The organism is Promicromonospora sp. AC04 (genome assembly GCF_003058225.1).
In the GTDB taxonomy this organism is placed as follows: Bacteria; Actinomycetota; Actinomycetes; order Actinomycetales; family Cellulomonadaceae; genus Promicromonospora.
In genome coordinates, this window is the sequence record NZ_QBUG01000019.1 from 43,255 (window position 1) to 52,429 (window position 9,175).

Genomic DNA, 9,175 nt, shown 5'->3' on the forward strand with positions numbered 1-9,175 from the left:
GCTCGTTGACGTGAGCGTGCGGATCACGTTCGATGGCGATGGCCGAAGGGGATGAACCGGACGACGGCGATTGCGGCAAGTCGTATCCGTGGGCACGATCGCTGTAGTCGATCCGAGGGGGCGTGTCCGCATGGACACCAACATCCGCACGCCGATGGAGATCTTCAACCTGCCACACCACCTGGTGGTGCCGCTGTTCCAGCGTCCGTATGTGTGGGACGAGACGGAGCAGTGGGCTCCGTTGTGGGCCGATGTGCGGCGGATGGCGGAGCTGCGGCTGAACGACCCTTTCCGCACGGCGGCGCACTTCCTGGGAGCTGTTGTGCTGCAGGTGCAGGAGACGTCGGTGGGTTCTGTGCCGGCCCGAAACGTGATCGATGGCCAGCAGCGCTTGACGACGCTCCAGCTGCTGATGGACGCGGCCGCGGCCGTGTTCGAAGAAGCCGGGCAGGATCACCTGGCATCGCAGATGGAGACGTTGACGCACAACTCGGCGAGCTTCGTCCAGGACGAGTCTGACCGCCTCAAGATCCGGCACACGAACCGGGACCGGGCCGCATTTGAAGAGGTGATGCGAGCCGACCCGCCAATCGACCATGAGCGACTGACGCACGCGACGTCGCGCTTGGCGAGTGCGCACCGGTACTTCATGAGCGAGGTGCAGATGTGGCTCGGCCCCGGTCCCGTCGACGCTCCGGAGTTCGCTCAGCGTGCGCAGGCCCTGGCGCACGTGCTGCAGCAGGGCCTGCAGATCGTGGTGATCGACCTGCAGGTGAACGAGAACTCTCAGGAGATCTTCGAGACCTTGAATGCGCGAGGCACGCCGCTGACGGCGGCTGACCTGATCAAGAACTTCGTGTTCCAGAAGCTGGAGTCAGACGGCGCGGATACCGCGAAGGTGTACGCCGAGGACTGGCCGTTCGAATCGAAATTCTGGGAGAAGGAGCTCGCCGTCGGGCGCGTGACCTACACCCGCGGAGCGCTCTTCCTGAACCAGTGGCTGGTCGCAAGGGTGGCCGAGGAGATCCCCACCAAGTCAACGTTCACGAGGTTCAAGCACTTCGTCGAGCACGAGTCGAAGCAGAAGATGATCGACCTGCTGCGAGCCATCAAGGCGCAGGCCGAGCAGTACGAGGCGTGGACGACGGCGGCCGCGGATCCCGACCGGAACCTCACGGTCACGGAGATGAACGTCTACCGAATGCAGGCGAACGGGATCGAGCTGCTCAAGCCTGTGCTGCTCTGGCTGTACGAGCCCGGCCGGTACCTGCCTCAGCCGGTGATCGATCGGGTGATCGGCGTGGTCGAGAGTTGGGTGGTGCGGCGCAGCCTGCTTCGCCTGACCACCAGCAACCTCGGGGCTGTCGTCGCGAATCTCATCCGAACCGCGCGCGCTGCTGGCCCCGAGGACCTGGGCGAGACCGTGGAGCATTTCCTGCGGGGGCAGAAGGTCGCGAGCTCCTACTGGCCGGGCGACGCCGAGATCCGGGCCTACCTGTCCACCGCGCCGGCCTACCGGCGGTATCCACGGGCGCGCCTACGGATGGTGCTGGAAGCGGTCGAGGATCATCTGCGTGCCGAATACCACGCTCACCAGGTGGATCGCAGGGGATACCCGATCGAGCACCTGCTGCCGCAGAAGTGGGAGTCCCACTGGTCTGTCGACGGCGAGGTGGCGCTCGCCGAGCGGGCTGCGCACGTACACCGACTCGGCAACCTGACGCTTCTGACGGCGACGCTCAACTCGGCAGTGTCCAACGGGCGCTGGCTCGGCCGGAACGGCAAGTATGCCAAACTTGCCCAGCATGACGTCCTCAAGCTGAACCAGCGGCTCCGCGAGGCCTCCGCGGACGGCTGGGACGAGGCCCGCATCGGCGAGCGTACGGCGGACATAACCGAGATCGTGTTGCGCACCTGGCCCGTGCCGGCCGGGCACACGGGCGAGATCACCGACTCCAGGACGAGTGTGCAGTCCTGGGTCGAGGTGAATGACCTTGTCACGGCCGGCCTGCTCGCGCCGGGTACGGTCCTCAAGGCTCGCACTGGAAGCTGGGCGGACGCTCTCGCCGCTGTCACGCCGAGCGGAGCGCTCGATGTCGGTGGGGCGGTCTTCAACAGCCCATCTGCAGCAGGTAAGCACGTCAAAGGCAGCGTCACGAACGGCTGGACGTTCTGGCGCCTTGAGGACGGGCGCACCTTGGCCGATGTGCGTGCTGTGTTCCGAGGAGAGAAGCCGGGCCCGGACGCCAAGGCAGGTGAGCTCGCCTGGTGGGACGTCGAGACCAACGTCGAAGAAGCCACCGAGTTCTGGGCTGCGCTCAGCACCCCTGCACGGAGGTTCTTCAGCGCGCTGATCGAAGCGTCACCGGACCCTGTGGGTATCCCGAAGTTGGCCGAACGTGCAGGAGTCGTCAGCGACGGCAAAGTCGTCGCGGGCGTCCTTGCCTGGCCGGGCAGGTTCGCCGCCCGCACGGGGCATTACCTGCCCTCGCGTTGGATCCAGGGGCCGCCGGTGCAGTACTGGATGGACGAGGCCACTGCGGAGACCTTCACGGAGGCGATCCGCCGGTTCGATGCGAGCCAGGTCTCGCAGACTGCTACGGACCTGCCCGACGACTGGAGGGACCTCCACGCTCTTGCGACGGACGAGGAACGGGCGGTGCTGGTTCGCATTGCTGCGATGGGACTGCCACGCCCTGAGATCGGTGGCGAAGGCGCGGACGGCATCCCCGTCCCGATTGGCTGGCCGGCCCGGAAGGTCGCGGCCGAGTTCGAGATCTCAGCGGAGACGTCCGCGGAGCTGGGCGCGGGCGGTTGGCGCGTGGTTCCTGTCGGTGAAGAGCTCCGCGCTGTCCTGGCGTGACTTCACGAAGACCAAGGTTCGGTCACCGAACTGGTCGGTGATCGAGGCAAAGACGTCGGATGTGGTTCGTAGCGGTGCCCTCGCCACGACGGCGAAGGTCACGCTGTGCTCTGCCATTTGCGGGTGATCCTGCCTCCCGCCAGGCGCTTTGCTCTCGCACGATCGCCATGGACAACTAGCATCGACGGCGTGACTGTTGCCACTGACCAGGGATCATCCGTGTCCACGGGCTTGCCGCCCGTTCCCGAGCCCGGCCAGATCGTTCAGGTCCGTGGCTCCACGTGGGCTGTGGCGGACGTTCGCGAGCAGGGTCTCCTGCGGAGCCCAGCGGACGAGGCACACCCGACACGCAATCACGTCGTGGCACTCCAGTCGCTCGACGAGGACCGTCTTGGCGAGGAACTCCGCGTCGTCTGGGAACTCGAGGTCGGGCACTCTGTGGCCCCCGATCAGGGTCTCCCCGAACGAATCGCTGCGGAGGAGTTCGACGATCCCAATCGTCTTGCGGCCTTCGTGGACGCAGTCCGCTGGGGGGCCATCACGTCCGCGAACCCGGACGAATTCCAGGCTCCGTTCCGCTCGGGTGCGAACGTCGAGGCCTACCAGCTCGAGCCGCTCCGCCGCGCGCTCCAGGCTCCGCGTACCAACCTTCTCCTGGCGGACGACGTGGGCCTCGGCAAGACGATCGAGGCCGGCCTCGTGATCCAGGAGCTACTACTCCGCCACCGTGCCCGCAGTGTTGTCATCGTCTGCCCGCCTTCCCTGGCTCTGAAATGGCAAGACGAGATGCGCGAGAAGTTCGGCCTGGAGTTCGTCATCGTCAACAGCGAGCTCATGTCGCAGGTCCGCCGTTCGCACGGGCTCAACGCGAATCCGTTCCGCCTGTTCCCGCGCGTGATCGTGAGCATGGCGTGGCTCCCGGGTGTCCGCGCCCAGCGTTTGCTCCGAGAGGCGACGGCAAGCGTCGGCAAGGTCAACAGCGCCCGCCGCTACGCCTTCGACATGCTGGTGGTGGACGAGGCGCACCACGTAGCACCGTCCAGCCCCACGAGCGTGGGCCAGGCCCGTGGCTATGCCATCGACTCCAAGCGCACGGTTGCGGTCCGCGAGCTCGCCAAGACGTGCGAGCACCGTCTGTTCCTCAGCGCCACCCCCCACAACGGGCACAGCGAGTCCTTCACGGCCTTGCTGGAGATGATCGACAACCGCCGCTTCAGCCGCGGCGCCTCCGTGGATCCGAAGGCGCTAAAGGAGGTTACGGTTCGGCGGCTCAAGGGCGACATCGAGGCCAAGAACTTCAAGACCCGTGAGCTCTCCAAGATCCCCTTTGAGCCTGCAGCCGACGAGCAGCAGCAGTTCGAGAGGCTCACCAAGATCCTTGAGGACAGCGCGCGCGCCAACGGCAAGAAGCGCTCAGGCGACATCGTCTCGATGCTCCTCAAGAAGCGCTTCCTCTCCAGCCCGTACGCCTTTGGCACCACCCTGGCCGGCTACCGTGACGCGCAGTTCAGCGGCACTTCCGAGTGGGAGGACGAGGAGGACGACTACTACTCCGAGGTGCTCGGCAGCAACCAGGATGACGAGGAAGAGGGCGCGTTCGAGCATCCGGAGTTCAACGCCCTGCGCCAGTCCAAGGCTGCCGACCCGCTGGTCACAGCATCTCAGGATGAGATCGAGAGCCTCGTCCAGTGGGGCCTCGGCTACGCCCAGAAGCCAGACTCCCGGCTCACTGCCCTCATCGGCTGGCTCAACGGCACCTGCCGTACGGACAAGGACTGGACCAACGAGCGCGTCGTCATCTTCACCGAATACGCGAACACGCTCGAGTGGATCGTCGAGAACCTCCGCCAGCGCGGCTACGACGCAGAGCGCCTCGCGACGATCCAGGGATCTACGGATACCGAGGAGCGCGAACTCACGCGGGCTCGCTTCAACGCCGACCCGAGCAGGGAGAAGATCCGCGTCCTGGTGGCCACGGACGCTGCAGGGGAGGGGATCGACCTCCAGCAGCACTGCCACCGACTGGTGAACTTCGACGTGCCGTTCAACCCGTCGCGCTTGGAGCAGCGGATCGGGCGCATCGACCGGTACGGCCAGACCCACAACCCGGAGATCGTGCAGTTCTTCCCCGAGCGTGGCACGGGCACATACCGCGAGGACATGGACTTCATGCGCCGGATCGCGGAGAAGGTCGCCACAGTCAAGGGCGACCTCGGCTCTGTGAATCCCGTGATCGACGCCGAGATCCAGAACCAGTTCGGCCGAATCGACGTGTCCCCGCGTCGGCCACTTACCCAGGACAAGGACGCCGTCAACCAGGTTATGGCCGGGTCTGTTGAGCTCAACAGCGCGCTGACCCGGCTGGCGACCCAGTACGACACGCTCAAGGAGCGCATGCATCTCACGTCGGACAACTCCCGGCGGGTGCTCGACACGGCTCTGACGCTGACAAACCAACCCACCCTCCGCGAGGTGCCGTCCCAGGACACCGACGAGCCGGTCTTCGAGGTCCCGAACCTCGGCCAGAGCTGGCAGACCGCCCTGCGTGGTCTCTCCACTCGCCTTGCCCCCGGAGTCAACCGTCCCATCACGTTCAGTTCAGAAGCGGCACTGGAGGCTATGAACGACGACGTGGTCCACGTCCACCTCGGCCACGCCCTCATGCAGAAGGCGAGCCGCATCCTGCGCTCGTCTCTGTTCAGCGTCGAGTCCTCCATGAACCGCGTGACGGCCGTGGTCGTCGACGACATCGAGCAGTCCTGCGTCGCCGCAGTGGCTCGCCTTGTCCTGGTGGGGCGGGGTGGCCTGCGCCTGCATGAGGAGGTATTTCTCGCGGGCATCCGCGTCAAGGGCCGCGTCCTCGCGGAGGCCAAGGCTGAGGCGCTGGTGGAGCAGACCCTCGACCTGTCCGATCTTGCCCTCGCAGCAGCACCCATTCGCGATCGTCTGGCCGCCGAGTGGAACGCGCCCGAGCGCGGCCTCCGCGATCGCCTCGACGACGCCATGCGCAAGGCCGCCGAACGGAAGCAGAGTTCGGTCACAGAGAGCCTCAGGCACCGCGAGGAGGCAGATGTGAACCGCGCGCGCGAGATCTTCGCGGCCTTCCGTCGCAACCTCACGGAGTCACTGGCGCGCCTGCGCGAGATGGAAAGGGAATCGGCGGCCGCGCTCTTCACGCTCGACGAGGAAAAGCGTCAGTTCCAACGGGATATCCGCGCCATGGAGGACCGCCTCGCCGAGCTCGCCGCCGAGGAGGCTCGCGAGGTTGCGGGCATCCGCGAGCGGTATACCGACGTGAAGCCATACGTCTCGGCCGCAGCCGTCGTGTTCGCTGTCACGCCCGCCGACGCCCAGCAGGGAGACCTCGCATGACCCGCGCCTACACGCGCCGCACCACCAACGTCACCGACCGCCACCGCGGCTGGCTGGAGCTGGTCGACCGCGAGGGACCGTTCGTGGCGGTCCCCGCCCTCAAGCGTGTCTGGCCGCAGGGCATCGGTCACCTCTCGGACGCGGCCAAGGCGGCACTCCGCGACGCCAAGCCCGACATGGACCGTGCCTGGGACGACTGGTTCACAAGGCCCGGCGACGAGGTCGCGCTCGCCGAGTACCGCGGCGCCCGCGACAAGTGGATCACCGCAGTTCTCCGGGATGTGGCCGGCTGGGGAACGTTCCTCACCTGGGACTTGGCTTCGCTGCCCGACGGCGCACCGCGCGCTGCCTCACCCGACCACGCCGTGACCGTCGAGGCGACGGGAGCTGTCGTGCGGGGCCAGGACGTCGGTGCACTCGTCCTCGTGGTGGACCCGGTGTCCTCGCTTCGTGATCCGTACGACGACGCTTGGTCGGCGAGCCCGATCGACCGCATGGACGCGATCCTGCGCACTTCCGGTCACCCGCTGGGCGTCGTGACCGATGGCCGCTGGTGGGCCATCGTCTCCGCGCAGACCGACGTGATGACCGCGTCAGGCATTGTCGACTCCCAGACCTGGATCGACGAGGGTGCGGTCCGCGACGCGTTCTTCGCGCTGATCGAGCCGAAGCGCGTGCTCGGTGGTGCGGAGTTCGACCGCCTCCCTGCTCTGTTCCGGGAGTCCGTTACTGCCGCCGAAGAGATCACCGTGGCACTGGGCACCCAGGTGCGCCGCGCGGTCGAACTTCTGGTCTCCGCATTCTCGGAGTCCGCGATGAGCGCCCGCGAGGCAGGCCGTGTCGATCCGCTCCCCGATGACCGGGATCAGGTCTACGAGGGTGCCGTGACCGCGATGATGCGGGTCGTGTTCCTCCTGTTCGCCGAGGAACGTTCGATGATGCCGCAGAGCGCCCTGTTCACCGAGGGCTATGGCATCAGCGACCAGCTCGATGTGCTGGAGGCCCGCTTCCAGGACGAGAACGCCGAGGCCTTGGACGGCACGCACCACACCTGGCACCGGTTGCTGGCGACCTCGCAGGCGCTGTACTCGGGCGTCAATACCGAAGACATGCGGCTGCCTGCCTATGGCGGCTCGCTCTTCGACACGGAGCGATTCGCCTTCCTGACCGCGGTATCCGATGACGGCGCGCTCGCCGTGACCGCCAGCGACCGCGTGATGCTCGAGGTCCTCAGATCCGTCCAGTACGCGACGGTCGGCAACGAGCGTCGGCGCATCTCGTTCCGCGACATCGACGTGGAGCAGATCGGCTACATCTACGAGGGCCTGCTGGGCTACACGGCCGAGGACGTCACTGAGATCACGGTCGGCCTGGTCGGGAAGGACGGCGAAGAGCCCGAGGTTCCCCTCGGCCTACTGGACGATCTGTACGAGGAGGCGGGCGACGACGTTCGTTTCGTCACGGTCCTGCTCGACTGGCTGAAGAAGAACCAGACCGGCGCAAAGACGAAGAGCGGTACCGCCCTCAAGAAGGCCCTTGTTGCTCTACCCGACGACGCCGAGCGTGCCCTCCTCGCGGTGACTCGCGACGAGGAACTGCTCGCACGCCTGCGTCCCTACGTCGGCATCATCCGGCGCGACCTGCGCGACCGGCCGGTCGTGATCCAGCCGGGTGGTCTCGCTGTGGTCGAGACGCCATCGCGCGCGAACTCGGGCGCCCACTACACGCCCAAGTCGCTGGCGCAGGAGGTCGTGCTGCACGCCCTGGAGCCGCTCGTCTACTCGCCAGGCCCGCACCAGACGGCTGATCGCGACCAGTGGAAGCTCATCCGCTGGAACAAGATCCTCGACCTCAAGGTCGCCGACATCGCCTGCGGTTCCGGGGCATTCCTCGTGGCCGCCGCCGAATACCTGTCTGCGAAGCTCGTGGAGGCCTGGCACGCCGAAGGGATCGCCACCGGTACTCCGCGTGAGCTAGAGATCCGCGCCCGACGCCAGGTCGTGGCCAGCTGCCTGTACGGGGCCGACATCAACGGCATGGCCGTCGAAATGTGCAAGCTGTCGCTCTGGCTCGTGTCACTCGACCCGGGCCAGCCGTTCTCCTTCGTGGACGACAAGGTGCTGCACGGCAACTCACTGCTGGGCGTCACCGACATCAAGCAGCTCGAAGCTATGCACATCGACCCCGCGCAAGCGAAGACCTTCACTGGCCACGGCGATTCCACGATGGGATTCTCCGCCGGCGCGCTGTTCGGCGAGGGCTCCGAAGCCACCGGAATCGAGATGCTCGATGTTCGCGGTGTGATCCGTGACGTCATCGAGGCCCGACGCGACCTCGCTAGCCCGATCGAGGAGAACGACCCCGCCCGCTCGGCCAAGGCCAAGCGCCGTCTGCTCGAGCGCATCCACGAACGCTCCGCAACCCTGAGCAAGGTGGCCGACGGAGTCGTCGCCGCCGGACTGCGTCACGGCGGCAAACCCGGCAAGAAGCTCAACGAGGCCTACGACACGCTGCGGATCGCAGCCGACAAGGCTTTCGTGCCCGACGCCGACTGCGCCGACCCGGCGATGCTCGACGGCATCATCAATACGGGACTCAAGCCCGCGGTCGTCACAGACTATGACCGGTGGAACCCGCTGCACTGGGCGCTTGCGGTGCCTGACGTGCTCGGGAACGAGTACGGCGGGAGGGGTGGGTTCGACGCGGTGATCGGGAACCCGCCGTTTCTCGGCGGGCAGAAGCTGACTGGGGCCATGGGAACCGATGTACGCGATTGGTTCGTCAACCTCATTGCCACGGGGCGACGTGGCAGTGCCGACCTCGTTGCCTACTTCTTCCTCCGTGCGACCTCACTCCTGCAGACGAAGGGCACCCTCGGCCTGATCGCCACGAACACGGTGGCCCAGGGCGACACACGCGAGGTTGGACTGGACGCGATGG

The 9,175-nt window shown here is 66.6% G+C and carries 3 protein-coding genes; all 3 read left to right on the forward strand.

Annotation, left to right across the window (positions count from 1 at the left end; translation table 11 throughout):
- Positions 1 to 130: 130 nt before the first annotated feature.
- A complete protein-coding gene (locus C8K30_RS29975) occupies positions 131 to 2,863 on the forward strand; it encodes a DUF262 domain-containing protein (RefSeq protein WP_108496563.1) in 2,733 nt (910 codons plus the stop codon).
- A 219-nt stretch (positions 2,864 to 3,082) separates the two neighbouring features.
- Entirely contained in the window at positions 3,083 to 6,235 is a 3,153-nt protein-coding gene (drmD, locus tag C8K30_RS29980; RefSeq protein ID WP_369941769.1) for a DISARM system SNF2-like helicase DrmD, read from the forward strand.
- A 365-nt stretch (positions 6,236 to 6,600) separates the two neighbouring features.
- Positions 6,601 to 9,175: DNA methyltransferase (locus C8K30_RS29985; RefSeq protein WP_369941764.1), on the forward strand; the 2,575-nt coding region annotated here is incomplete at its 3' end.